Source organism: Streptomyces malaysiensis subsp. malaysiensis, assembly GCF_040653035.1.
Classification (GTDB): Bacteria; Actinomycetota; Actinomycetes; order Streptomycetales; family Streptomycetaceae; genus Streptomyces; species Streptomyces malaysiensis.
The window spans coordinates 1-23,741 of sequence record NZ_JBEZNG010000005.1; the positions used below are offsets into that span (position 1 = coordinate 1).

Below are 23,741 nucleotides of genomic sequence, written 5' to 3' on the forward strand. Positions count from 1 at the left end.
GAGTGGTAGAACTCCTCGAACCTGAACGCCTGACTTCTCGCTACGACGAAGCCCGCGTCGAACAGATCCCGCGCAACCCGCTCCGCCAGGGGTTGCGCCCCCTCACCGCAAGGTGAGGAGGCGCGCCGACGGCTCATTCCGGGCCGTGGGAGCGGCCGGCCGCCTGGGCCCCGACGGGCACCGCGGGGGCGGAGCCACCCTGCTCGGAGGGTCCGCCGCCGGATCTCCCGGTCGGCCGGAAGGCCCACTCCATCCGCGGCTCCATCGCGAACCGGAACATCCGCTGGACGGGTGGTGTGCACAGGGCGGTCACCACGGCCACGGCCACCGCCGTCACCACGATCTCCCCCAGCGGCCGGTGCAGCCACGGGTGGTCGTACCAGTCCCAGAAGCGGGAGCCCTTGGCGAGGAAGCCGTGCAGCAGATAGCCGTACAGCGTCCCGGCGCCGAGCACCGTGAACCACATCCGGCGCCGGGGCACCCAGGCGAGGAAGCACACGGTGAGCACCATGGAGCAGCCGAAGAGGGCGAACGTCATCACCGTGCCGACCCACCACGGCGCACCGAGCTCCTGCGCGCTGTCCCGGCGGTAGAACCACTCCGGGTTCATCCGCGGTACGGCCCAGTAGGCAAAGACCAGCGCGGCGGCGACCACCGGCACCGACAGCCGTCTGACCGCACGCCGCCGGATCATCCGGAAGTGCTCCGGCCGCATATGCAGCCCCACCACGAAGAAGGGCAGGAACTGGAGCACCCGCTGGAGATCGAGGTCGTCACCGATGTTCGGTGAGCAGGCGGCGAGCGCGGCGACACCGAGAGCCAGCGCCACCGGCCACCGCACGATCCGCCACAGCGGTGTCGTCAGCCGCCAGACGAAGAGCGCGATCAGGAACCAGGTCAGATACCAGGGGTCGAGCAGACTGATCGGATAGGACGGATCGTCGTCCGCCCACCGCTTGAAGAAGGTGTACGCGACCTCGAAGAGGACGTACGGGACGGCGATACCCGTGATCAGTCGTTTGAGCCGGTCCGGCCGGAGATCGAAATTCCGGGAGAAGTACCCGGAGATGAGAATGAACGCCGGCATATGGAACGTGTAGACGGTCATATAGAGCGCGGACGCCGCTCTGCTGCCGCCGCGCAGGGGCTCCCACGCATGCCCCATCGCGACCAGCACGATCGCCAGGTACTTGGCGTTGTCGAAGAACGCGTCACGTTGTTTCGGCGCGGGGGACGAGGCCGGTGCGGCCTCGGGGGGCGGGGACGCCGGTGCCCGCCGCGCGGGCAGTAAGGACGAGACGTTCATCACATACAGCCTCCCGGGGAACCTGCGGGGGAAATGCTGCCTCTTTCTAGGTTTCGGCGGAGGGTTGCGGAGTGGAACATTCCATGCACCATAGTGGCGCCCGCCGAGCCTCGCCCCAAAAGGCTCAGCTCTCGCGTACAAGGGTTTACGCCCAGCCCAGCGCATCCGTCACCTCCTCGACTTGGGAACTTGTTTACCTCTCCGGGTAGTTCACAGAGTGACGAAGGGGGCCGATCCGCCCCGCCTTGACCGGCCCCGCCTGCTAGCTTCTACACAACTGTAGATCCTAACCACCGTATGGAGAGTGAGTGGCCATGGCCCTGTGGGACCGCATCAAGGAGTCCGCCCAGACGATGCAGACTCAGCTCGTCTCGAAGAAGAACGACTTGAAGAGCGGTGCGTTCCGCGATGCGAGCATGGCGATGTGTGCCCTGGTGGCGGCGGCGGACGGCTCGGTCGACCCGTCCGAGCGGCAGCGTGTCGCCCAGCTGATCGCCACCAACGAGGTGCTTCAGAACTTCCCGGCCGACGACCTACAGCGGCGCTTCAACGACTACGTCAACAAGCTCACCGCGGACTTCGAGTTCGGCAAGGTGAGCGTGATGCAGGAGGTCGCCAAGGCCAAGAAGAAGCCCGCCGAGGCGCGCGCCGTCGTCCAGATCGGCATCGTCATCGGCGGCGCCGACGGCAACTTCGACAAGAGCGAGCAGGCCATGGTCCGCGAGGCGTGCTACACCCTGGACCTCCCGCCCGCCGAGTTCGACCTGTAAGCCGTAAGGCGGTCCGGTAAACCGTAAGGCGGTCCCGTAAGCCCTGAGGCGGCCTCACCAGCCGTAAGGCGGCCCTCAAGCCGTAAGGCCGCCCCGCAGACCACAAAGCCGCCGGCCGCAGACCGTAGGGGCGCGGCCTAGAGCGGGGTCGCCGCGTGCAGGACGAGGACCAGGGCGACCGCCGCGTTCGCCGAGGACAGCGCGGACGCGGCGGTGCCCACCGCCGCTATCCACAGGGCCAGCCCCGCCGCCGTCCACGTCGGCGGCCAGTGCCGGGGTGGCGGCACCGGCCCCAGCAGCGCCGCGACCCTGCGCGGCACCGGCCCCGGCGCGGCGAACCCCGCGAGCGCCGGCCCCGGTGCGCCCCGCGAGACCAGGGCGGCCTTGCCGACCGCCCGCGCGGTGACCCGGCGGTCGCCGACCTCCCGGGCCGCCTCCTCGTCCGCCCAGCGCTCGGCGCAGTAGTCCACCGCGGCCCGCAGCGGCCGCAGCAGCGGGTTGGCCCGCGCCGCGAGCTGCGCGCCCAGCAGATAGCGGTGGTGGTGCGCGGTCAGATGGGCCCGCTCATGCGCGATCAGGGCCCGCCGCTCGCGGGTGCTGAGGCTGTCCAGCATCCCGGTGGAGACGACGATCCGGCCCGGTTTCCCCGTCCGCCCGGAGGTCCCGGGCAGGGCGTACGCATACGCCCTGTCGTCGGGCAGCACCGCGACCGGCGACTCCGGCAGCCCGGCGAGCGCGAGCCAGGCGTTCCGCCGCACCCGCGAGTGACGCAGACAGGTGGCCGCACAGGAGACGGCCACCGCCGCCAGCGCGCCGATCGCCGCCTTCCCGGCCACCACGTCATAGGGCACCGCGGCCCGTACTTCGGGGTCCGACCAGCTGTCCGGCAGCGGATTGCCCGGCAGCTGCGCCGTGCCGACGACCATCAGCAGCCCAAGGCACAGCGTGGAGCACACCGCGAGGACGGTGCCGACGAGCGTCAGCAGCCGGGTGGCGGTGCGCGGGTGGAGATGCTGTTCGGCGAGCCGGGCGATCGGCAGCGCCGTCAAGGGCAGAACCAGCGGGAGGAAGACGAAGACGCCCATCGGTCAGCCCTCCGGCTCCTCCGCCACGTCGCTCAGCAGGTCGCGCAGCAGCCGCTCGTCGTCCTGGGTCAGCCCGGTCACAAAGCTGGCCAGGACCGCCTCACGGTCGTCCTGGCCGTCCAGCACCCGGCGCATCCGCAGCGCCGCGAGCCCCGCCTCGTCCGACGCCGCCCGCCAGACGAAGGAGCGGCCCGCGCGTTCACGGGTCACGGCCTGCTTGGCGTGCAGCCGGGACAGGATGGTCATGACCGTGGTGTAGGCGAGCTCGCCCTCGATCCGCTCCTGCACCCATGCGGCGGTCACCGGCCCCGGCGCCCGGCGCAGCGCCACGAGCACCTGCGCCTCCAGTTCGCCCTGGCCACGCCGACGGGGGCGGCGGGGCCAGCCGGGCCCGCCGGTCCGGTCGTGGTCCGTCACACCGTCTCCTTCCACACCGCACGCGCCCGGCGCGTGGCGTTTCATGGTAGCGAGCCGTGGACGGCCGCCTCCTTCGCCCGGACCACGGCCGTCCGTTCGCCCCATTGGCCTGGCTGTACGCGCGGCCCCGGGCCGCCTCGCCGATGCTGAGCAGTGGGACGACCCCGACGAAGGAACTCACTCAGCCATGACGCAGACGCAAGGCTCGCTCGTGCGGCAGATCACCGACTACGCGCATCGTGCGGACCCGTACCCGCTCTACGCCGAGCTGCGCAAGACGCCCGTGGCGCACGACGAGGAGGGCCCGTACATCGTCTCCACCTACTGGGAGATCCACGGTCTGCTGCACGACCCCCGGCTCAGCTCCGACGCCCGCAACCTGGACCCCCGGGCCGCCCCGGAGCTGATCGAGGAGGACGGCGAGGAGGACGAGCCGGGGCTGCCGCCCAGCTTCCTGAGGCTGGACCCGCCCGAGCACGACCGGCTGCGCTCCCTCGCCATGGCGCCCTTCGGCCCGCCGAACACCCCGCGCCGGCTCCACACCATGCGCGGTGAGCTCACGCGTATCGTCGGCGAGCTGATCGACGGCTTCGAGGGCCGGGACCGGATCGACCTCGTCGACCACTTCTCCTACCCCTTCCCGGTGACCGTGATCTGCCGGCTGCTCGGAGTACCGCGGGAGGACGAGCCGCGCTTCCACGCCTGGGCCGACACCGTCGCCGCCGGTCTGGACCCCGACCCGGACGCGGACGAGGACGCCGCCGAGCGGCGGCGGATCAGCCGGCAGGCCCGTACGGATCTGGCGGTGTATCTGTCCGAGCTGATCGAGGAGCGCCGCCGCACACCCGGCGACGACATGCTCTCGGCCCTGGTCGGCTGGGAGGGCCCGGAGGGGCGGATGAGCCGTGTGGAGCTGCTGAGCACCGCGGCGCTGCTGCTGGTGGCGGGCCATGAGACCACCGTCAACCTGATCACCAACGGCATGCTGACCCTGCTGCGCAACCCCGAGGTGCTCGCGCGGCTGCGCAACGATCCCCATCTGGTCGTCCCACTGGTGGAGGAGTTGCTGCGGTTCGATCCGCCGGTGCAGATGCTTCCCCGGCGCACCCCGCTCTCCGAGATCGACATCGCGGGCGTGACCATCCCCCGGGGGGCGTCCGTCTGGCTGCTGCTGGCCTCGGGCAACCGCGATCCGCAGCGCTTCCTCGACCCCGATCGATTCGAGCCCCAGCGCAGGGACAACCAGCACCTCGGCTTCGGCAGCGGCGTCCACAGCTGCTTCGGCGCACCGCTGGCCCGGCTGGAGGCGCAGATCGCGCTGACCGAGCTGGCCCGCCGGCTGGACGGGCCCCGGCTGCTGGAGGACCCGCCGACCTACCGGCGCAACGCGGTGCTGCGCGGGCCACGGCATCTGCCGCTCGCCTTCGAGGGGCTGCGGCCGGGCGGATCCCCGAACGGGTCGCGGTGACGGCGGGGCTCAGGATGGCGGCGAAGGGGTCCGCGGCGTGGTTCACCGCGTGCGGACCGCGGGCGCACTCCTCCCGTCCGCGCCCTTCCCGCCCGTTTCCGTCCCGGCCTCGTCCTTCTCGGCCCGGGCGGCGATGTTCCTGGCCATCCCCCCGAAGACGAGGGCGTGGAAAGGCGCGACCGACCACCAGTAGAGATGCCCGGCCAGGCCGCGCGGATGGAACAGCGCCCGCTGCCGGTACACCGTCCGGCCCCGCGCGTCCCCGTCGACCGCCATCTCCAGCCATGCCAGGCCCGGCAGCCGCATCTCGGCCCGCAGCCGCAGCAGCCGGGGCGGCCGGACCTCCTCCACCCGCCAGAAGTCGAGGCTGTCCCCCACTCTGAGCCGCGCCGCGTCCCGGCGGCCCCGGCGCAGCCCGACGCCGCCCACCAGGGTGTCGATCCAGCCGCGCAGCGCCCAGGCGAGCGGCAGCGAATACCAGCCGTTCTCACCACCGATCCCCTCCACCACCCGCCACACGTCCTCCCGCGAGGCGTCCACCGCGCGCTCGCGACGGTCCTGGTAGAGGCTGCCGCCCGCCCAGTCGGGGTCGGTGGGCAGCGGATCGCTGGGCGCGCCGGGGGTGGCGGCGGAGGACCAGCGGGTGGCCACATCCGCGTCACGGATCCGCCGCAGGGCCAGCTCCAGGGCGCGGTCCACGCCGAGCGGCCCGCCCGGCGGATCGGGCACATAGCGGGTGATGTCCCGTTCGGCACACACCACCTCATGGCGCAGCGACTCCACCAGCGGGCGGGCGATGGCGCCGGGCACGGGCGTGACCAGGCCGACCCACAGACTGGACAGCCCGGGGGTGAGCACCGGCACCTGTGCGATGAGGCGCCGCCGCAGCCCGGTCACCTCCGCGTACCGCTGCATCATGGCGCCGTAGGTGAGGACGTCGGGGCCGCCGATGTCGAAGGCCCGGTGCACCTCGTCCGGCAGCGTGGCGCAGCCCACCAGCAGCCGCAGCACATCGCGGACGGCGATCGGCTGGGTGCGGGTGCGCACCCAGCGGGGCGTCACCATCAGCGGCAGCCGCTCGGTGAGATAGCGCAGCATCTCGAACGAGGCCGAACCCGAGCCGATGATCACCCCGGCCCGCAGAACGGCCGTCGGCACCCCGGAGTCCAGCAGCACCCGCCCCACCTCGGCCCGGGACCGCAGATGGGGCGAGAGCGCGCGCTCGGGGACGCCGTACGGGGTCAGCCCGCCGAGATAGACGATCCGGCGCACCCCCGCGGCGCGGGCCCGAGCGCCGAAGATCCGGGCGGCGCGGCGGTCGGTCTCCTCGAAGCCGGGTCCGGTGCCCAGCGCGTGGACCAGGTAGTACGCGACGTCCACGCCCTCCATGGCGGCGCGCAGGGACTCCTCGTCGGTCACATCGCCGCGTACGGTCTCCACCCGCGCCGCCCAGGGGTGGTCGCGCAGCTTCTCGGGGGAGCGGGCCACACACCGGACCTGATGCCCCGCGGCCAGCAGCTCGGGGACCAGCCTGCCGCCGATATAGCCGGTGGCCCCGGTGACGAGGCAGCGGTGCGGCTGCGGCGTGCGGTGCGGCTCGGATGCGCGGTGCGGCTCCGGCGGACGCTCGGGAAGACCCATGACGCCATGGTGCGCGGGCAGGACAAAACCTGCGAGGTGGGCTCCCTTCGGCGGCATTGTCCGTATCAGGTGTTGGAGGTCGCTTTCCGGTCTCCCCGACCTTCCAGCCTCTCAGCCCGGCCATCTAGGAGACACTCCGGGGGACTTACGTCCTCTGTCCTGAGCGTCTCTCCGGTCGAGCTCCCTCGCTCGCCCCGCAGGCTGTTATTTACGTTACTCCGACCCCCCATGAGCGCCTAGCCCTTTTCGAGCATTTTTTCCAGTTTTCCGGGGGCCGCGGGGCCCGCCCCGGGCCCGGCACTAGGGCTCCTTGGCTGCGCCGGGAGGGGCTGGCCCGGTAGGCTTTCCGTGTGATCTTCAAGCGCATCGGAAACGGTCGGCCCTATCCCGACCACGGCCGGGAAAGCACCCGCCAGTGGGCGGATGTCGCCCCACGCCCGGTACGTCTTGACCAGTTGGTCACGACGAAGCAGCAGCTCGACCTGGAGACGCTGCTCGCGGAGGACTCGACGTTCTACGGTGACCTCTTCGCCCATGTCGTGAAATGGCAGGGCGACCTCTATCTGGAGGACGGGCTGCACCGTGCGGTGCGCGCCGCGCTCCAGCAGCGCCAGGTGCTGCACGCGCGCGTCCTGGAGCTCGAGGGCTGACCACGCCCCCGCGCGTCCTCCGGTGACCGATCGCCGCTGATCGACTTCCGATCTTTGTTGGCCCTTTCGGGTTGGTCTGAGCACCAACCATTGATCATTTAGTAGGCATCGCCACCTGGCCGCACTACGCTGCGCACATGAGCATGCTGACCCCTCCCGGCATGGGCGGAAAGTACCGCATTACGGGCGATCGCTACCCGCGGATGAGCCGACCCCGGAGCCGCCGGCGACTGGTGTTCGCCTCGTTCGGCTCGGTCATGGCGCTCGGCCTGGTCGGCTGGGGAACACTTCAGCTCATCGATGTCTTCTCCGGCGACAGCGGCGACCAGAAGGTCCGCGCGGCGAACGGCACCGGGGAGTGCGAGCGCGGCGACAAGGGCCCCGCCGAGAACAACGCGAAGTCCGGCCGGGGCGACAGCGGCCAGGGCGGTCATGGCGGCCGCACGGGCGGGAAGCTGCCGAAGCCCTCGCAGATCACGGTGAACGTCTACAACGCGACCACGCGATCCGGCCTCGCCAAGGACACCGCCGAGGAGCTCGAGAAGCGCGGCTTCAAGATCGGGAAAGTGGGCAACGCCCCGGCCCGGTACGACAAGAAGGTCAAGTCCCCCGGGATGCTGCTCGGCGCCCCCGGCGCCGGCGACGGGGCCTTCAATGTGCTCGGCACCCAGCTCAACGGCGCCCAGACCAAGAACGACGCGCGCGACGGCAAGGACATCGACCTGATCATCGGCAACGGTTTCAAGGACCTGGTCAAGCAGAAGGACGCCGACAAGGCGCTGACCGCCCTGGCCAAGCCTTCGCCCACGCCCTCCGGAACGCCCTGCCACTGACCCGGGCCGCCACTGGCCCGCACCGGGTGGGCGCCCACCTGGCGCGGATCGCTCGGCGCCGGCCAGATCGGCGCCGAGCCGGGCGCCGACCAACCGAGAACCCCCTTCAAGAGGCGCTCAGCCCGCGTCTTGAGAGGCGCTCAGCCCGCGGCCCCGTACATCCGGTCACCCGCGTCGCCGAGCCCGGGCACGATGTACCCCTGCTCGTTGAGCCGCTCGTCGACGGACGAGGTGACCACCGTCACCGGCGCCCCCGCAAGCTCGCGCTCCATGAGCTCGACGCCCTGGGGCGCCGCCAGCAGACACAGCGCGGTCACATCGTCGGCGCCGCGCGATATCAGCTCCCTGATCGCGGCGACCAGCGTGCCGCCGGTGGCGAGCATCGGGTCCAGGACGTACACCTGACGGCCGGAGAGGTCCTCGGGCATCCGGGTGGCGTAGGTGGACGCCTGGAGCGTCTCCTCGTCCCGGATCATGCCCAGGAAGCCGACCTCCGCGGTGGGCAGCAGCCGCACCATGCCGTCGAGCATCCCGAGACCGGCCCGCAGGATGGGCACGACCATGGGGCGCGGATGGGACAGCCGCACCCCGGTCGTGGCCGTCACCGGGGTCTCGATGTCGACCTGCTCGGTGCGCACATCGCGGGTGGCCTCGTACGCGAGCAGGGTCACCAGTTCGTCGGCGAGCCGCCGGAAGGTGGGGGAGTCGGTGCGCTTGTCGCGCAGCGTGGTGAGTTTGTGCGCCACCAGCGGGTGGTCGACGACGTGGATCCGCATGGCAATGACACTAACCGAGCCCCCTGAGCCCGGCTGTCGCCGGTGACCCCCTTCCGCGCGCCCCCGCCGCGCTCGACCGTCTGCCGCCGTACTGGCATCAAACCGCCGATTCGGGGGAAAGTGGGCAGGAGCGCCCGGGCTGCCGCCGGGCGATCACCTCGGCCCCGAGGAGTGATGTGACCATGGCCGACGCGACCGCGATGGAAACCTCCGCGGACCGCCGCCGCCGTCGCGAACGCTTCCTGCGCGCGCTGAACGAGGCCAGGGCGGTACGGAACCAGGTGCGTCCCCGCCAGGCCCGCGCGGCCCGGATGCGCCGTGCGATACACCTGCGGACGTTCTCCTGGTGAGCCCTGGTGAGTTTCCGCCGAACCGCCGGAGACGGTTTCCGCGCGTTTCGATTCCGTCCGCGTGAGCCACATCTCTTTGGACTGGTGCACGACGCAGCGTGGAAGACCTCTCGCGAAGCGACGGTTTCTGCCACGATTCCGATTGGGGCGGGACACTGTCCCGCCCGCCCCCGGCACGCCTATGACCAGTGGGAGAGTCACGGTGTACTTCGCCGCATTGCTCGCGCGCACCGCAGAAGGGTGGGAAGCGAGCGACACAGAGCTCGATGACGTGGAAACCCTGACGGATCTGATCGAACTGGCCCGTCTGGCCGCGAAGGATGACGACACGGTATTGGCGTTCATCGAGCACGAAGACGCGTGGTTCGGCGTCGTCCGCGTGGACGGCGAGGACGACCCGCACATCTATGTATCGGACGCGGCAGCGGCCGCCCGCACCTCGTACGGCTCGATGCTCACCGACGAGTTGCTGGGCCGGGACCCCGACGACGATCTGGACAGCCTGGTCGACCTGGACGGCACCGAGGACGGCGAGCCGGACCGGGACGACGAGGACGCCGACGACGCCCCGGTCCCGATCGGCCCGCTCGGCGACGCCGACATCCTGGCCGACCTCGGCATGGACGAGAAGGAGCTGAAGGCCCTCGACGGGGACGCCCTCGAATCGATCGCCGAGATGCTGGGTTGCAGCATGGAGGGGCTGGAGGCGGTGCGCTGACCGCCGCCGCCCGCCGATCCCGCCCACCCCGTCACCGCACCGATCCGCACGACCCGTACGACCCGTACGACGCGACCCGTACGACCGGCACGACTCGTACGTCCGGCACGTCCGGTACGACCTGAACCGATCCGAACCGCACGAAACGATCCGCACTGACGTCATGAGCGATCCGCTGACCGGCCTCCTGCCCGGCCCCGACCCCGACCCCCTGCGCGACCCCTGGCGCTCCCCTATGCGCCTGGCGCTGGAGGAGGCGGTTCGGGCACCCGAGACGGGAGATGTGCCGGTCGGCGCCGTCGTGCTGGGCCCGGACGGCGCGGTACTCGGCCGCGGCCGCAACGAGCGCGAGGCCCACGGCGACCCCACGGCCCACGCCGAGGTCCTCGCCCTCCGAGCCGCCGCCCGCCGCCTCGGTGGCTGGCGGCTGACCGGCTGCACCCTGGTGGTCACCCTGGAGCCCTGCACGATGTGCGCCGGCGCGATCGTCCTGTCCCGTCTCGACCGGCTGGTCTACGGCGCCGTGGACGAGAAGGCCGGCGCGGTCGGCTCCCTCTGGGACGTCGTCCGCGACCGCCGCCTCAACCACCGCCCCGAGGTCATCGCGGGCGTCCTGGCGGAGGCATGCGCGGCCCCGTTGACCGACTTCTTCCGCAAGCCCTGACGTCCTCGGCCGGGCCCCGATACGGCCCCGATCCGGTCCTGTCCCGGCCCCGTCCCGGAACCGATTTCGGTTACCGGCCGCCCGTCCGCTAGGCTCTCCCTCGGTAGCGTGTCCGAGCGGCCGAAGGAGCGCGCCTCGAAAGCGCGTGAGGGGGCAACTCCTCCGTGGGTTCAAATCCCACCGCTACCGCTCGAAGAACGTAGGGCCCGGCTCATCAGAGCCGGGCCCTACGTGTTGTGTTGCGGGTGTGTGGTCGCCCGGGGACGTTCCTCCCGTCAGGGGCCCGACGGTGGCGGCTGCTGCTGGTTCGGGTCCTGCTGCGGAGGCTGGGGCGGGGGCTGGTTCGGCGGAGGTTGGTTCGGGGGCGGCTGGTTCGGCGGAGGTTGGTTGGGCGGCGGCTGGTTGGGCGGCGGCGGAGGCGGCGGAGGCGGCGGAGGCGGGTTCGGCGGGGGCTGGTTGGGCGGCGGTTGATTCGGGGGCGGCTGGTTCGGGGGCGGCTGATTGGGCGGAGGCTGGTTCGGCGGGGGCTGAGGCTGCTGCTGGGGCTGGTCCTGCGGTTGGTCCGAGGGCTGATCCTGCGGCTGCTGCTGGCCCGGGTCCGACGGCTGGTCCTGCGGCGGCTGCTGACCGGGATCCGAGGGCTGGTCCTGCGGCGGCTGCTGACCGGGGTCCGACGGCTGATCCTGCGGTTGGTCCTGGGGCTGGTCCGAGGGCTGGTCCTGCGGCTGCTGGCCGGGATCCGTCGGCTCGTCGGAGGGCTGGGACTGCTGCGAAGGCGTCCCGGACGGGCGCTCGGTCTCCAGCGGGGTGAACCGGTCGGACGGCTTCATGGTGACCTTCGGCGCTTCCCGCAGCCGGGGGGCGTGCTGCGCGCCCGGCATCGCCAGGTAGGAGGGGTAGTCGGCGCGCGCCAGCACCGTGTCCCGCGGGTTGCTGCTGCCGTCGCCGTCACCGAGCGGGCGCTTCAGCAACTGGGATTTCCCGATCCCCACCAGCACAAGGCTCTTGACGTTCTTCGAGGCCGGCCGGATGACGGTCACCGTGCTCCGGGAGAAGCCGTTCCACTCGGGTCCGGTGAAGGTCGGCTTGGCGTTGCGCGGCGGGGCCGAGGCCCTGACGGGATTTCCGGAGTCGCATTTCACGACGGGCAGACCGCGCTCATCGACGAAAACCGCCGTGCCGGCCTGAAGGACGGCCGACACCGGCTTCACCCCACCGCGGAAACCGTAGGTCTTCGCATAGGTGTCGGAGCGCAGGGTGACGCTCGTGAGCCGTTGGACGAAAGCGGAGATCTGGTCGGGCGAGATGTGCTGGACCTTGCTCCAGGCGGCGCCCCTCCGCTTGTCGGCGTCGAGGTCGTGCGTAAGCCCCTGCCGGTCGCAGGGCTGCCGGTTCCGGATCCCGGCGTAGAGACCCGGGGTGTTGCCGCGGAAGGCCCGGCCTCCATTGGAGGGCGACACCACGTGTTTGCGGTCATGCCCCGCGGAGGAGGTGAAAGCGGGGACCGAGGTCTTTCCGACGGGTTCCCGCCGGTATTCGACCGTCGAGCCGTATCGGGGGGCTTCCCCGGACGTCTCTCCGGTGGCTTCCCCGGACGCCTTTTCGGAGGAGGAGACCATCCCAAGGACCACCACGACGGCGACCACGACGACGAAACCGACGACGACTGCTGAACGACGCGAGGTGAGGTGCCATGAGATCGAGCGCATTTCCCTCTCCTTCCCTTACCTCGGCTCCAATCGTGCGCTCGCCTCGTACACCCCCGCTTCCCCCGAAACCTTGACATCTCACCCCACCTTTGGGGGACTTGGCCCGCGTTTGACCGTCGCCGCTCGCAGAACCGCCCCCGGTCCGGGGTGCACCCGGACCGGGGGCGGTCACTACCCCTCGCGGCCTATCCGCGGCACACCCTCCGACCATGTCGGATGCTCGCCGCATATCTAGACTAAACGGACATGCTCCAGTTGGCAGGGGAACGGACGGGAGAACGGCCGGCGGAACAGCCAGGGCAGCGACCAGGAGAACGTACGGCAGCCGAGGAGGACCGGATGAGCGGCCCGGTCGTGGCGGGGGTCGACGGATCGCGGCGCAGCCTTACGGCGGCCGAGTGGGCCGCCCGGGAGGCGGCGCGGCGCGGGGCCGCGCTGCGGCTCGTGCACGCTTGTCCGCCACTGCCCCGCAGGGTCTCGCCGGTGCCCGGGGTGGACGCCTGGCAGAACGTGGGCGAGCAGATGCTCGGGCGGACGGTCGCCGACTTCCGGGCCCGCCATCCGGAGCTCGGGATCGATGGGGAGCACACCGGCGACGAACCGGCCGAGGCGCTGCTCACGGCCGCCGCGAGCGCCGGGCTGCTGGTGGTCGGGTCCCGGGGCTGGGGCGGCTTCGACGGGCTGGCGGTGGGCTCCGTGGCGCTGCGGGTGGCGGCGACGGCGGACTGCACCGTGGTCACGGTCCCGGAGGCACGGCGTACGGGCGCCGCGTGGGACGGCGCCGATACGGACGAGGTACAGCTCGGTTTCGACGCGCACGCCCCGGCGGAGGCGCCGACCGGCTTCGCGTTCCGCGCCGCCCGGGAGCGGGGCGTCCCGCTGCGGGTGGTGCACGCCTGGGCGCTGCCCCCGGCCGCCCCGTCGGCCTGGATGCTCACGGCCCTGGAGGAGGACCGCGCGATGTGGGAGGACCAGGAGAGCCAGGCGGTCTCCGACGCCCTGCGGCCCTGGCGGGAGAGTTGCCCGGAGGTCACCGTGGTGCCGGACGTCATTCTGCTCAATCCGGCGGAGGCGCTGGTGCGGTCCTCGGAGCGGGCCGGGCTGCTGGTGATCGGGCGCCGCGCTCCCGCCCGGCCGACCGAGCTGCGGCTGGGGCCGGTGGCCCATGCCGTACTGCACCACGCCCACTGCCCGGTGGCGGTCGCACCCCAGCCCGCGCCATGAGCGCCCGGCCTCAGCCGAAGAACACCCCGAATTCGGAGTAGAGCGAGGGATCGACGGCCTTGGTGCCCACCGTGGCCTCGGTGAGCGGTATGCGCACGATATCCGTGCCGCGCAGCGCGACCATCATGCCGAAGTCCTGGTCCTTGACCGTGTCGATCGCGCGCAGTCCGAAGCGGGTGGCCAGCCAGCGGTCGAAGGCGCTGGGCGTCCCACCGCGCTGGATATGGCCCAGGACCGTGGTGCGGGCCTCCTTGCCGGTGTGAGCGGCGATCTCATGGGCCAGCCACTCGCCGATACCGGACAGCCGGACATGGCCGAACGCGTCCAGACTGGAGTCCTTGACCACCATCTGCCCCTGCTTCGGCACGGCCCCCTCCGCCACCACCACGATCGGTGCGTACCGGATCTTGAAGCGGTTCTCCACCCAGGCGCAGACCTGGTCGATGTCGAAGGGCTGCTCGGGGATGAGGATGGCATTGGCACCGCCCGCGATGCCCGAGTGCAGCGCGATCCAGCCCGCATGCCGCCCCATCACCTCGACCACCAGGGTGCGGGTGTGGGATTCGGCCGTGGTGTGCAGCCGGTCGATCGCCTCGGTGGCGATATTGACGGCGGTGTCGAAGCCGAAGGTGTAGTCGGTGCCGGCCACGTCGTTGTCGATCGTCTTGGGCACTCCGACCACCCGGATGCCCTCGCCTCCCAGCGCGGCGGCGACTCCGAGCGTGTCCTCGCCGCCGATCGCGATGAGCGCGTCCACCTCGTGCTCGGCGAGGGTCTCCCGCACCCGGCCGACACCGTCCTCGCTGGCCAGGGGGTTGGTCCGGGAGGAGCCGAGGATGGTGCCGCCACGCGGCAGGATGCCGCGCACGGCCGGGACGTCCAGCGGCACGACGGCTCCTTCGAGCGCACCGCGCCAGCCGTCCCGCACCCCGACGAAGTCGAAGCCGTGGACCTCCACGCCCTTCCGGACGATGCCGCGAATCGCGGCGTTGAGCCCGGGGCAGTCACCGCCGCCGGTCAGCACACCGACACGCATCTCCGCTCCCTCCGCCGACGGCGCGAGCCACCGCCGCCGCTCCTTCCGGCGCCACTCCTGCCACCCCCTCTTCCTCCAGCTTCCTCCAGAATCCACCCATATGTAGCGCGGCGCCCACACCGGCGTAGGGGTGTCCCCACAACACCGGTCTGTTCATCCGACTGATACGACTGATGCGCCAGAGGTGTGGATAGACTCTCGCAACTGCATAAGGGCACAGCGGGGAGAGGCAGCACAAATGGCCCAGGCGAAGAAAATCGCGCTCTATATGCTGATCGTCTTCGTGCTGTACACGATCATCAAGACGCCGGCCCGGGCGGCCGACCTCGTTCAGGTCGGTTTCGAGGGCATATCGGACGCCGCCAAGAGCGTCGGTGAGTTCATGACGGAACTGACCAACTGACCTCGCCCCCTCCCGTCGGCCACCCTCGAACCCCTGCCCCTACCAGCCCCTTATTGAGCGATTCCTCCACCAACACGTGGTAAAGCGGTGCTTGCACACAGTGCACATGTCTTGTGATGCTATGACCGCTTTTGCCGGGTGAGTACATCGTGAAGGGGTGGCGTGACCGTGTCGGCCCGTACCGCGCCCAGAACCCCGCCCCAGGGCGATGGCGGCACCGAAAGCGGCAGAAGCCGCGGGGCCGACGCCAGAGCGCTCACCCAGGTGCTCTTCGCCGAACTGTCGGACCTCACCCCCGGAACCCCCGAGCACGCCCGCGTGCGCGCCGCGCTCATCGAGGCCAATCTGCCGCTGGTCCGCTACGCCGCGGCCCGCTTCCGCAGCCGCAACGAGCCCATGGAGGACGTGATCCAGGTCGGCACCATCGGCCTGATCAACGCGATCGACCGGTTCGACCCGGACCGCGGGGTGCAGTTCCCGACCTTCGCCATGCCGACCGTCGTCGGCGAGATCAAGCGCTACTTCCGCGACAACGTCCGCACCGTCCATGTGCCGCGCCGGTTGCATGAGCTATGGGTGCAGGTCAACGGCGCGACCGAGGATCTGACCGTGCTGCACGGCCGCTCCCCGACGACGGCCGAGATCGCCGAACGGCTCAGGCTCAGCGAGGAGGAGGTGCTCGCCTGCATCGAGGCGGGCCGCTCGTATCACGCCACCTCCCTGGAGGCCGCCCAGGAGGGCGACGGGCTGCCGGGACTGGTCGACCGGCTCGGCTACGAGGACCCGGCGCTCGCCGGAGTCGAGCACCGCGATCTGGTGCGCCACCTCCTCGTACAACTGCCCGAGCGCGAACAGCGTATCCTTTTGCTTCGTTACTACAGCAATCTGACGCAATCTCAGATCAGTGCCGAGCTCGGTGTCTCCCAGATGCATGTGTCCCGGCTGCTGTCCCGGAGCTTCGCCCGGCTGAGATCCGCGAACCGGATCGAGTCCTGATCCTTGCGAGGGACCTCCGCCCGGGGCTTCGAGGCTGTAATGTCGACATGGCGCTACAGCGTGTTGCCGACATGTGACATTCTGCATGAACCGCGTTTGGCGCGGCCCGACCTCCGGTATTCAGGGGGAGGCTGCGTCGGACACGAACCGCGCAGCTGGGATCCGTTCGCGACCTCTAGGGGGTGGCATGTCCGTAGAACTGGGCAGCTCGAAGGTGCTCAACAACGACGCACCGCTCATGCCTGACGACTGCGACGCCATCGACACCCGCACCCTCTCCCGCTCCCTCTTCCTGCGGCTCGCCACACTCGACAAGGACAGTGCGGAGGCCGGCTACGTCCGTGACACCCTCATCGAGCTGAACCTCCCGCTCGTCCGCTACGCGGCGGCCCGGTTCCGCAGCCGTAACGAGCCCATGGAGGACATCGTCCAGGTCGGCACCATCGGCCTGATCAAGGCGATCGACCGCTTCGACTGCGAACGGGGCGTGGAGTTCCCCACGTTCGCCATGCCGACCGTCGTGGGCGAGATCAAGCGGTTCTTCCGCGACACCAGTTGGTCGGTGCGGGTCCCGCGGCGGCTCCAGGAGCTGCGGCTGGCGCTCACCAAGGCCAGTGACGAGCTGTCACAGAAGCTCGACCGCTCCCCGACCGTCACAGAGCTCGCCGCGGCGCTGGGCGTCTCCGAGGAGGACGTGGTCGACGGGCTCGCGGTGGGCAACGCCTACACGGCCAGCTCGCTGGACTCCCCGTCGCCCGAGGACGACGGCGGCGAGGGGTCGCTCGCCGACCGGCTGGGCTACGAGGACACCGCGCTGGAGGGCGTGGAGTACCGGGAGTCGCTCAAGCCCCTGCTGGCCAAACTGCCGCCGCGCGAGCGCCAGATCATCATGCTGCGCTTCTTCGCCAATATGACGCAGTCGCAAATCGGCGAAGAGGTCGGGATCTCCCAGATGCATGTCTCCCGGCTGCTCACCCGCACCCTGGCCCAGCTGCGCGAGGGTCTGATCTCGGACTGAGCCGGACGGGCCGGTTCCGCGCCGGATCCCTGTACACCTGACGGGTCGTCAGCCAAACTGGCCCGATGCGATACGCATGGAGCCGGACAACGGGCCGCCGAGGCACGGCGATCGCCTCCTCGGCGGCCACGCTGTGCCTGGGGGCACTGCTCAGCGGCTGCGGCGGTGGCGGCGACGGCTATGTCGCCGCCGGGGCGGCCGGACCCGACGGCCAGCGGACCGCGAAGGCCGTGCCACCCAAGGGTGACGTCGACCTGGTGCCCCTGGACGAGGACGGCGCACAGAACGATCGCGACGGTAAGGGCCGCACGGGCGGGAAGCGCGATCGGGGCGCGTCCGGACCCGCCGCCACCACGGGCGGAAAGGCGGACGGACCGGCCTCACGGACGCCCTCGGCAGGGGCCCGGGGCCGTACGGACGGCCCGAGCGGCGGACGGAGCGGCTCCGGTGCCCCGGGGCGTACGGACGGCGGCCCCAAGGGCGGCGATGGCCCCAAGGGCGGCGACGGGCCCCGAGGCGACGGATCCGGCGAGCCCTCGCCCTCCGGATCAGGCTCCGGCTCCCCCACACCCACCGGACCGGCCGCCCTCGAGGTCGGCAAGCCGGAGCGCACCGCGACCGATGAGCGCTGGTGCGAAAAGGTGAAGGTCGAGTTCCACAACACCGGAGGAACCGCGGTCACCTCGGGCACCGTCACCTTCGCCACCCATGTGATCGACCTCCTCGGCATCGACTGGGCGACGTTGAAGTCCGAGGAGAAGCTGCCCGCACCGATCGGCGCGGGCCAGAAGAAGGAGAAGACCTGGACGGTGTGCGTGGACGACTGGCGGGTGCCGCTGGGCATGCATATCGAGACACAGGACGTCTCGGTCGCCTGGAAGCCGTAAGGACGGCCCGGCAGCCGTAAGGGGCGCGGGAGCTCACGCCCCCGCTGGAAACGTCGAGTTCGGCGGCCTCAGGCCAGCGCCAGCCAGGCCACCGCGGCGACGATCACGACCGCGGCGATCACACCGACGATCACGCCGACGCGCGGACCGCCGCCGCTCGTCGCGGCGGTGGTCTGAGGCTGCCGAGTGCCCTCGTCGACGAAGGCGCGGAACATCTGGGTGGAGCCCGCCGGGTCGTTGTTTCCGTTGGGGCTCTGGGGGTTGTTCGCCATGAGCCCCGACCCTAGCGAACGAGCGGATTCCGGGACACCCCCGGGTACCAGCGACCCCTCCCGCCCCACCCACCCCGCTTGACCGACTCCGGGTCGACTCTTTAATAGCAATTTACTACCCAGACCACCCTTTCATTTGCCTGTAGCAACTAACTTCTTCTATGGTTGCCTCAAGCAACTGACCAATTTGATCAAACCCTCTGGGGGTGCCGTGGCCACACAGAGCCACTACGAGGAGCTGGCCCGGCAGCTCAGCGCCATCGGCACCGTCAAACGCGGCCTCGGGCGCGTCCTGCCGGCCGACTGCCCATCCGGCTCCGCCGTCGTCCTGATGCTCCTGGACCGGTACGGCGAGATGCGGATGAGCAGGCTCGCCGAGCTGCTCGACATCGACATGTCGGTGACCAGTCGGCATGTGGCGCATGTCGCGAACCGCGGCTGGGTGGACCGCAAGCCCGACCCGCTCGACCGGCGGTCGCGGCTGCTGAGCATCAACACCAGCGGACGGACGCTGCTCGGTCAGGTGTCCGAGCGCTACACGAACGCGCTCGCCAGTTGTCTGAGCGACTGGTCCGACGAGGACGTCGACCGGCTCAACGAACTTCTCGCCCGGTTGCGGACGAGCTTCGGGGACACCCGTACCCGGGCTCTGCCGCAACAGGCGGAGAGCAGCATCACCCGTACACCTTCGCAACGTTAAGGAACTTCATGGCAACGACCACACCGGACGGCGGTGTGCGGGGACCCGCGGGGCACCCCGCCCACGCCAAGCACGGCGGAGGAGGCCACAGAGGCCAGCCCGGCCAGGGCGCGGACTCCCCGGCGCCGATGACCCACCGGCAGATCATGGAGGCGCTCTCCGGACTGCTGCTGGGGATGTTCGTCGCGATCCTGTCGTCGACGATCGTCTCCAACGCCCTGCCCGAGATCATCTCCGATCTCCACGGCGGCCAGTCCGCCTACACCTGGGTCGTCACCGCCACCCTGCTGGCCATGACCGCCGCCACCCCGCTGTGGGGCAAGCTCTCCGATCTGTTCAGCAAGAAGCTGCTGGTCCAGATCGCCCTGCTGATCTACGTGGCGGGCTCCGTGGTGGCCGGTCTGTCGCAGAGCCCCGGCATGCTGATCGCCTGCCGAGTGGTGCAGGGCATCGGCGTCGGCGGTCTGTCCGCCCTCGCCCAGGTCGTCATGGCGGCGATGATCTCCCCGCGTGAGCGCGGCCGCTACAGCGGCTACCTCGGCGCGACCTTCGCCGTCGCGACCGTCGGCGGCCCGCTGCTGGGCGGCGTGATCACCGACACCTCCTGGCTGGGCTGGCGCTGGTGCTTCTACGTCGGCGTCCCGTTCGCCGTCATCGCGCTGATCGTCCTTCAGAAGACCCTGAAGCTCCCCGTGGTGAAGCGGGAGGTCAAGGTCGACTGGGGCGGCGCCTTCTTCATCAGCGCCGCGGTCTCGCTGCTGCTGGTCTGGGTGACCTTCGCGGGCGACAAGTACGACTGGCTCTCGTGGCAGACCTACGCGATGGTCGGCGGTTCGATCGTGCTCGGTCTGATCTTCCTGCTGATCGAGTCCAAGGCGAGCGAGCCGATCATTCCGCTGCGGCTGTTCCGCAACAAGACGATCACCCTCACCTCGCTGGCATCGCTCTTCGTCGGTATCGCGATGTTCTCCGGAACCGTCTTCTTCAGCCAGTACTTCCAGCTGGCGCGCGGTGAGACGCCCACCATGTCCGGCGTCATGACGATCCCGATGATCGGTGGCCTGTTCGTCTCCTCGACCGTTTCCGGCCAGGTCATCACCAAGACCGGTCGCTGGAAGGCATGGCTGGTCATGGGTGGTGTGCTGGTGACGGCGGGCCTCGGGCTGCTGGGCACCATCCGCTACGACACCCCGTACTGGCACATGGCGATCTATATGGCGCTCATGGGCCTCGGCGTCGGCATGATGATGCAGAACCTGGTGCTGGCCAGCCAGAACCAGGTGGCCCCGCAGGACCTCGGCGCGGCCAGCGCCGTCGTCACCTTCTTCCGCTCCCTGGGCGGTGCGGTGGGCGTCTCGGCCCTCGGTGCGGTGCTCGCCAACCGCGTCACCCACTACGTCAAGGACGGCCTGACCGACCTCGGCCCCAAGGGCGCCGCGCTGGGCCACGCCGGCACCGGCGGCGGTGCCATCCCCAACGTCAAGACGCTGCCCGAGCCGCTGCGCACGATCATGGAGAGCGCCTACGGCCACGGTGTCGCGGACGTCTTCCTCTTCGCCGCCCCGGCCGCGCTGCTCGCCCTGCTGCTGACCCTGTTCATCAAGGAGGTAGCCCTGAAGACCAGCTCCGGCTCCCAGCAGGCCGCCGCGGCCGCCTCGGACCCGGCCGCCGACGCCACCCCGGCCGACGCGGTGCCGGCCACCGCCGCCGGGCAGATCTCCGACCTCGAGCCCGCGCTCGTGGGCGCCCCGGCCCCCGAGGTGCACGAGCCGGACTCCGACGGTGCCCTCGCGGCCACCGCCCCGCAGCGCCTGGCGGCCTTCGCCTCCGCCGGGGGCGACGGCGCGGACCACCAGCCCCGCCAGGGTGTGCACGGCTTCGTGCGGAACGCGGACGGCGGCCCCGTCGCCCGTGCCGCGGTCACGCTGATCTCGCTCGCCGGGCGGCAGCTCGGCCGCTCGGTGGCACACCCCGACGGCTCCTACGCCCTGGACGCGCCGGGCTCCGGCTCGTACGTCCTGATCGCGGCGGCCGACGGCCACCAGCCGCAGGCGTCCACGGTCGTGGTCGGGGATGAGCCGCTCGGCTTCGACATCGTCCTGTCGGCCACCAGCGGCCTGGTGGGCAATGTGCGCGGCGCCGCCGACGGCCGCCCGGTCGAGGCGGCGATGGTCGTGGTCACCGATGTCCGCGGTGAGGTGCTGGCCACCGGGAAGACCGGTGAGCAGGGCGACTTCGGCTTCGAGGAGCTGGTCTCCGGGACCTTCACGGTCGCGGTGAACGCGCCGGGCTACCGGCCCGCGGCCCTGCCCGTCGAGGTGGGCGCCCAGGGGCTGACCCGGGTGGAGATAGCGCTCCAGGCCGGCGCCCGGGTACAGGGCATAGTCCGCGCCGGTGCCGACCGGCGGCCGCTGCCCGACGCGCGGGTCACCCTCGTGGACTCGGCCGGGAACGTGGTCGCCACCGCCACCACCGGTGAGGACGGCGCGTACGCCTTCACCGACCTGGACGCGGGCGACTACACGGTCATCGCGAGCGGCTACCCGCCGGTCGCGGGGGCGCTGACGGTCTCCGGGCCCGGCGTCGACGGCCACGATGTGGAGCTCGCCCACCCGGGCGAGTGACGGAACTCCGGGCCGGGGGCGCGCACGAGCGGAGGCGCGCCCCCGGCCCGGACCGGGGCGGCGGATTTTCCGCCGGGTCCGGAACCCGGATCCCGGCGGCGGTGTAGTGAAGGCAGGGGACGGCCTGACGCCGCCGCCCGGATCCGGCGCAACAGACACGACGAGTACGACCGGCACGACCCCGGCACGACCAGCACGACCAGCACGGCGTGCATGACCAGAACGACGAGTGCGACCAGCACGACCAGCACCACGAGTGCGACCAGCACGGCGTGCACGACCAGCACGTCGAGCGGAGCGACACGAGCGACATGAGCAACACGAGCGACACGAGCGACACCCGAGCGGGAGCGAAACGCGGCATGACGACCACAGGAGCAGGAGCAGGCGGGGGAGTGGGACTGCGGGCCCGGATCCACACCCGTGACGGCTGGGCGGTCCAGCACGCCGTGCTGACCGTCACCGATATGACGGGCGCCCAGGTGCTGCGCGCGCAGGCCGACACGGACGGCGCCATTCGGACCGACGAGCCGCTGCCGCCGGGGGCGTACACGGTCATCGCCACCGCGGTCGGCTATGCCCCGGTCGCGTCCACCTCGATCGTCACGGCCTCCGGGCGGGCCGATGTGGGCACGGTGGTGCTGGCGCGCCAGGGCGGAGTGGAGCTTCCCCCGCCGGGTGCGTGGACGATCGACCCGGCGCATTCGACGGTGGGCGCCGTCGCCCAGCATCTGGGGATCTCCAGCGTGCGCGGCCGGTTCACGGAGTTCGGCGGGCGGATCGAGGTCGCCGAGGACATCGAGAAGTCGCGGGTCGAGGCGGTCATCCAGGCCGCCAGCATCGACACCGGCAATGCGATGCGGGACGGCCATCTGAAGTCGCCCGACTTCCTCAATGTGGAGGAGTTCCCGCAGCTGACGTACCGGAGCACGCATCTGAGCGCGGCCGGGGCCGACCGCTGGACGGTCCATGGCGAGCTGTCGATGCACGGCGTCGTCCGGGACGTGGACCTGGACCTGACGTACCTGGGCACGGGCCCCGACCCCTGGGGAGGGGTGCGGGCGGCCTTCCGGGCCGTCGCCGAGCTGCGCCGCGAGGACTTCGCGATGAACTACAACCAGGTCGTCGCGGCAGGCATCGCGGCGATCGGCACGACCCTGCGGGTGGAGCTGGACATACAGGCGGTGCAGGGCGAGGACCTTCCGGCGGCCTGACCCGCGGCGGCCCGGCCTCCCCGCGGCCTGAGGCCCGGCCCCGGGTCAGGCCGCCCACCGCCGCCTCGCCCCTGGCCCGCCGCCGGGGCGACGAGGGCCCGTCGCAAGCCCGTCGCAGAAGGCCCGTCGCTGAAAGACCCGTCGAGGGCCCTCGAACGGCCCGCCACCGCGCGCTATCGCTCCTTCAGGGCCTCGATACCGGCGATCGCGAGGTCCAGGGCGAAGGTGAAATCGCGGTCGTGCATCTCCTGGACCGTGGTGCCGCCGCGAGCCTTCATGAACTGCCGGGCCTCGTCGTACTCCAAACGGTCCTCGACCGAGCTCATCATCTCGTGGAACAGCTCGTCCTGGGTGACTCCCTCCGCCCGGCAGCGGGCGGCGAAGCGGCCCTCGATCGTGCCGAAGCCGTAGACGAACTGGTAGACGAGGGACAGCGCGCTGGTGATCCTGTCGTCCGGCAGTCCGCTGTTGCGCATCACGGCCAGCGCGGCCTTCTGGAAGACCACCGCGTTGGGCCCGATGTTGAGGTACTCCCCCAGCAGCGCGGGCAGCCAGGGGTGGCGGACCAGCACCCGCCGGTACTCGGTGGCGACCTGGCGCAGCTGCTCGCGCCAGTCCCGCGGCTCGGCCGGGGGACCCGCGAAGCCCTCGACGGGGCCGACGGCCTCGATGGGCAGCGCTATCTCGCCCATGACGGCGTCGAGGGCGAGTTCCAGCAGATGGTCCTTGGTCTCCACGTACCAGTAGACCGACATGGCGGTCACCCCGAGCTCCGCCGCGAGCCGCCGCATCGAGAAACCCGACATGCCCTCGGCGTCCAGCAGCCGCATCGTCGCCGCGACGATCTTCAGATGGTCGAGCCCGACCGGCTGCTGGTCGCCCTTGCGCTTGGGGGTCTTGCGCTCGGAGAGCCAGACGCTGGACCGCGGGCGGACGGTACGGCTGCCGGTTGCCATGGCGGCGCCTCTCTTTCTCCGATG

24 protein-coding genes and 1 tRNA gene are annotated in these 23,741 nt (G+C 71.0%); 16 read left to right on the forward strand and 9 right to left on the reverse strand.

The features are described 5' to 3' along the window. Positions 1–133: 133 nt before the first annotated feature. On the reverse strand, positions 134–1,306 hold the full coding sequence (locus tag AB0E24_RS11865; protein ID WP_069861019.1) for an acyltransferase family protein: 1,173 nt from the start codon (positions 1,304–1,306) through the stop codon (positions 134–136). Positions 1,307–1,620: 314 nt separating this feature from the next. Between AB0E24_RS11865 and AB0E24_RS11870 the strand changes: the two genes are divergently transcribed. Next, a complete protein-coding gene (locus AB0E24_RS11870) occupies positions 1,621–2,076 on the forward strand; it encodes a tellurite resistance TerB family protein (protein ID WP_069861020.1) in 456 nt (151 codons plus the stop codon). 137 nt (positions 2,077–2,213) lie between these two features. Here the strand turns inward: AB0E24_RS11870 and AB0E24_RS11875 are convergent, their stop codons facing one another. Both AB0E24_RS11875 and AB0E24_RS11880 read right to left on the reverse strand, forming a co-directional pair. After that, positions 2,214–3,161 carry a M56 family metallopeptidase gene (locus tag AB0E24_RS11875; RefSeq protein ID WP_359376392.1) on the reverse strand — a complete coding sequence of 316 codons (948 nt, stop codon included), beginning with the start codon at positions 3,159–3,161 and terminating at the stop codon, positions 2,214–2,216. A gap of 3 nt (positions 3,162–3,164) precedes the next feature. Continuing rightward, complete coding sequence (locus tag AB0E24_RS11880; RefSeq protein ID WP_069861022.1) at positions 3,165–3,578, reverse strand: BlaI/MecI/CopY family transcriptional regulator; 414 nt, start codon at positions 3,576–3,578, stop codon at positions 3,165–3,167. A gap of 187 nt (positions 3,579–3,765) precedes the next feature. Here AB0E24_RS11880 and AB0E24_RS11885 point away from each other — a divergent pair, with 187 nt between their 5' ends. Then, positions 3,766–5,046 (forward strand): cytochrome P450, encoded by a 1,281-nt coding sequence (locus AB0E24_RS11885; protein ID WP_347236378.1) that lies wholly within the window; start codon positions 3,766–3,768, stop codon positions 5,044–5,046. Positions 5,047–5,088: 42 nt separating this feature from the next. Here the strand turns inward: AB0E24_RS11885 and AB0E24_RS11890 are convergent, their stop codons facing one another. Continuing rightward, the gene (locus AB0E24_RS11890) at positions 5,089–6,687 is read right to left on the reverse strand and encodes an SDR family oxidoreductase (RefSeq protein ID WP_359376396.1); all 1,599 of its coding nucleotides are present in this window, start codon (positions 6,685–6,687) and stop codon (positions 5,089–5,091) included. A 350-nt stretch (positions 6,688–7,037) separates the two neighbouring features. On the opposite strand from AB0E24_RS11890, the gene AB0E24_RS11895 reads away from it, so the two are divergent. Beyond that, on the forward strand, positions 7,038–7,337 hold the full coding sequence (locus tag AB0E24_RS11895) for a type II toxin-antitoxin system VapB family antitoxin (RefSeq protein WP_014061825.1): 300 nt from the start codon (positions 7,038–7,040) through the stop codon (positions 7,335–7,337). Between the two features lie 137 nt (positions 7,338–7,474). Next, positions 7,475–8,170 carry a LytR C-terminal domain-containing protein gene (locus tag AB0E24_RS11900; protein WP_232639763.1) on the forward strand — a complete coding sequence of 232 codons (696 nt, stop codon included), beginning with the start codon at positions 7,475–7,477 and terminating at the stop codon, positions 8,168–8,170. A 140-nt stretch (positions 8,171–8,310) separates the two neighbouring features. On the opposite strand, the gene upp is transcribed toward AB0E24_RS11900, so the two are convergent. Next, entirely contained in the window at positions 8,311–8,946 is a 636-nt protein-coding gene (gene upp, locus AB0E24_RS11905; protein ID WP_020870138.1) for a uracil phosphoribosyltransferase, read from the reverse strand. Positions 8,947–9,128: 182 nt separating this feature from the next. Here upp and AB0E24_RS11910 point away from each other — a divergent pair, with 182 nt between their 5' ends. From AB0E24_RS11910 to AB0E24_RS11925, 4 genes are all read left to right on the forward strand, one after another. Continuing rightward, positions 9,129–9,296: a hypothetical protein gene (locus tag AB0E24_RS11910; protein ID WP_167459926.1), complete on the forward strand. Its 168-nt coding sequence runs from the start codon at positions 9,129–9,131 to the stop codon at positions 9,294–9,296. A gap of 202 nt (positions 9,297–9,498) precedes the next feature. Next, positions 9,499–10,014 (forward strand): tRNA adenosine deaminase-associated protein, encoded by a 516-nt coding sequence (locus tag AB0E24_RS11915; RefSeq protein ID WP_069861025.1) that lies wholly within the window; start codon positions 9,499–9,501, stop codon positions 10,012–10,014. Positions 10,015–10,177: 163 nt separating this feature from the next. Beyond that, the gene (gene tadA, locus AB0E24_RS11920) at positions 10,178–10,678 is read left to right on the forward strand and encodes a tRNA adenosine(34) deaminase TadA (protein WP_069861026.1); all 501 of its coding nucleotides are present in this window, start codon (positions 10,178–10,180) and stop codon (positions 10,676–10,678) included. Positions 10,679–10,780: 102 nt separating this feature from the next. Continuing rightward, positions 10,781–10,867 (forward strand) — tRNA-Ser (locus tag AB0E24_RS11925). A gap of 86 nt (positions 10,868–10,953) precedes the next feature. Here AB0E24_RS11925 and AB0E24_RS11930 read toward each other — a convergent pair. Beyond that, on the reverse strand, positions 10,954–12,387 hold the full coding sequence (locus AB0E24_RS11930) for a DUF6777 domain-containing protein (protein WP_359376402.1): 1,434 nt from the start codon (positions 12,385–12,387) through the stop codon (positions 10,954–10,956). Between the two features lie 339 nt (positions 12,388–12,726). On the opposite strand from AB0E24_RS11930, the gene AB0E24_RS11935 reads away from it, so the two are divergent. Continuing rightward, positions 12,727–13,611 carry a universal stress protein gene (locus AB0E24_RS11935; protein ID WP_359376405.1) on the forward strand — a complete coding sequence of 295 codons (885 nt, stop codon included), beginning with the start codon at positions 12,727–12,729 and terminating at the stop codon, positions 13,609–13,611. 10 nt (positions 13,612–13,621) lie between these two features. Here AB0E24_RS11935 and AB0E24_RS11940 read toward each other — a convergent pair whose 3' ends face one another. Further along, positions 13,622–14,647, reverse strand: a complete 1,026-nt coding sequence (locus AB0E24_RS11940) for a 6-phosphofructokinase (RefSeq protein WP_069861029.1) — start codon at positions 14,645–14,647, stop codon at positions 13,622–13,624. A 238-nt stretch (positions 14,648–14,885) separates the two neighbouring features. Between AB0E24_RS11940 and AB0E24_RS11945 the strand changes: the two genes are divergently transcribed. The 4 genes from AB0E24_RS11945 to AB0E24_RS11960 all read left to right on the forward strand — a co-directional run bounded on the left by AB0E24_RS11945 (position 14,886) and on the right by AB0E24_RS11960 (position 17,951). Continuing rightward, complete coding sequence (locus tag AB0E24_RS11945) at positions 14,886–15,050, forward strand: hypothetical protein (protein ID WP_165556256.1); 165 nt, start codon at positions 14,886–14,888, stop codon at positions 15,048–15,050. 162 nt (positions 15,051–15,212) lie between these two features. Then, on the forward strand, positions 15,213–16,046 hold the full coding sequence (locus AB0E24_RS11950; protein WP_069861030.1) for an RNA polymerase sigma factor SigF: 834 nt from the start codon (positions 15,213–15,215) through the stop codon (positions 16,044–16,046). Between the two features lie 187 nt (positions 16,047–16,233). After that, complete coding sequence (locus tag AB0E24_RS11955; protein ID WP_069861031.1) at positions 16,234–17,064, forward strand: RNA polymerase sigma factor SigF; 831 nt, start codon at positions 16,234–16,236, stop codon at positions 17,062–17,064. Between the two features lie 65 nt (positions 17,065–17,129). Then, positions 17,130–17,951, forward strand: a complete 822-nt coding sequence (locus tag AB0E24_RS11960; RefSeq protein ID WP_359376410.1) for a hypothetical protein — start codon at positions 17,130–17,132, stop codon at positions 17,949–17,951. Between the two features lie 68 nt (positions 17,952–18,019). Here AB0E24_RS11960 and AB0E24_RS11965 read toward each other — a convergent pair whose 3' ends face one another. Next, positions 18,020–18,223 (reverse strand): hypothetical protein, encoded by a 204-nt coding sequence (locus AB0E24_RS11965; protein ID WP_069861033.1) that lies wholly within the window; start codon positions 18,221–18,223, stop codon positions 18,020–18,022. Positions 18,224–18,434: 211 nt separating this feature from the next. Between AB0E24_RS11965 and AB0E24_RS11970 the strand changes: the two genes are divergently transcribed. The 3 genes from AB0E24_RS11970 to AB0E24_RS11980 all read left to right on the forward strand — a co-directional run bounded on the left by AB0E24_RS11970 (position 18,435) and on the right by AB0E24_RS11980 (position 22,761). Further along, on the forward strand, positions 18,435–18,923 hold the full coding sequence (locus AB0E24_RS11970) for a MarR family winged helix-turn-helix transcriptional regulator (RefSeq protein WP_069861034.1): 489 nt from the start codon (positions 18,435–18,437) through the stop codon (positions 18,921–18,923). Between the two features lie 128 nt (positions 18,924–19,051). Further along, positions 19,052–21,547 (forward strand): MFS transporter, encoded by a 2,496-nt coding sequence (locus AB0E24_RS11975; protein WP_459117468.1) that lies wholly within the window; start codon positions 19,052–19,054, stop codon positions 21,545–21,547. 362 nt (positions 21,548–21,909) lie between these two features. Beyond that, positions 21,910–22,761 carry a YceI family protein gene (locus AB0E24_RS11980; protein ID WP_359377003.1) on the forward strand — a complete coding sequence of 284 codons (852 nt, stop codon included), beginning with the start codon at positions 21,910–21,912 and terminating at the stop codon, positions 22,759–22,761. A 173-nt stretch (positions 22,762–22,934) separates the two neighbouring features. Here AB0E24_RS11980 and AB0E24_RS11985 read toward each other — a convergent pair whose 3' ends face one another. After that, on the reverse strand, positions 22,935–23,717 hold the full coding sequence (locus tag AB0E24_RS11985; protein WP_069861036.1) for a TetR/AcrR family transcriptional regulator: 783 nt from the start codon (positions 23,715–23,717) through the stop codon (positions 22,935–22,937). Positions 23,718–23,741: the final 24 nt, after the last annotated feature.

Coding starts and splice junctions, on each gene's coding strand:
- AB0E24_RS11865 (WP_069861019.1), bottom strand. CDS start 1,306: ATGAACGTCTCGTCCTTACTGCCCGCGCGGCGGGCACCGGCGTCCCCG.
- AB0E24_RS11870 (WP_069861020.1), top strand. CDS start 1,621: ATGGCCCTGTGGGACCGCATCAAGGAGTCCGCCCAGACGATGCAGACT.
- AB0E24_RS11875 (WP_359376392.1), bottom strand. CDS start 3,161: ATGGGCGTCTTCGTCTTCCTCCCGCTGGTTCTGCCCTTGACGGCGCTG.
- AB0E24_RS11885 (WP_347236378.1), top strand. CDS start 3,766: ATGACGCAGACGCAAGGCTCGCTCGTGCGGCAGATCACCGACTACGCG.
- AB0E24_RS11890 (WP_359376396.1), bottom strand. CDS start 6,687: ATGGGTCTTCCCGAGCGTCCGCCGGAGCCGCACCGCGCATCCGAGCCG.
- AB0E24_RS11900 (WP_232639763.1), top strand. CDS start 7,475: ATGAGCATGCTGACCCCTCCCGGCATGGGCGGAAAGTACCGCATTACG.
- upp (WP_020870138.1), bottom strand. CDS start 8,946: ATGCGGATCCACGTCGTCGACCACCCGCTGGTGGCGCACAAACTCACC.
- AB0E24_RS11910 (WP_167459926.1), top strand. CDS start 9,129: ATGGCCGACGCGACCGCGATGGAAACCTCCGCGGACCGCCGCCGCCGT.
- tadA (WP_069861026.1), top strand. CDS start 10,178: ATGAGCGATCCGCTGACCGGCCTCCTGCCCGGCCCCGACCCCGACCCC.
- AB0E24_RS11930 (WP_359376402.1), bottom strand. CDS start 12,387: ATGCGCTCGATCTCATGGCACCTCACCTCGCGTCGTTCAGCAGTCGTC.
- AB0E24_RS11935 (WP_359376405.1), top strand. CDS start 12,727: ATGAGCGGCCCGGTCGTGGCGGGGGTCGACGGATCGCGGCGCAGCCTT.
- AB0E24_RS11940 (WP_069861029.1), bottom strand. CDS start 14,647: ATGCGTGTCGGTGTGCTGACCGGCGGCGGTGACTGCCCCGGGCTCAAC.
- AB0E24_RS11945 (WP_165556256.1), top strand. CDS start 14,886: ATGGCCCAGGCGAAGAAAATCGCGCTCTATATGCTGATCGTCTTCGTG.
- AB0E24_RS11955 (WP_069861031.1), top strand. CDS start 16,234: ATGTCCGTAGAACTGGGCAGCTCGAAGGTGCTCAACAACGACGCACCG.
- AB0E24_RS11960 (WP_359376410.1), top strand. CDS start 17,130: ATGCGATACGCATGGAGCCGGACAACGGGCCGCCGAGGCACGGCGATC.
- AB0E24_RS11965 (WP_069861033.1), bottom strand. CDS start 18,223: ATGGCGAACAACCCCCAGAGCCCCAACGGAAACAACGACCCGGCGGGC.
- AB0E24_RS11975 (WP_459117468.1), top strand. CDS start 19,052: ATGACCCACCGGCAGATCATGGAGGCGCTCTCCGGACTGCTGCTGGGG.
- AB0E24_RS11980 (WP_359377003.1), top strand. CDS start 21,910: ATGACGACCACAGGAGCAGGAGCAGGCGGGGGAGTGGGACTGCGGGCC.
- AB0E24_RS11985 (WP_069861036.1), bottom strand. CDS start 23,717: ATGGCAACCGGCAGCCGTACCGTCCGCCCGCGGTCCAGCGTCTGGCTC.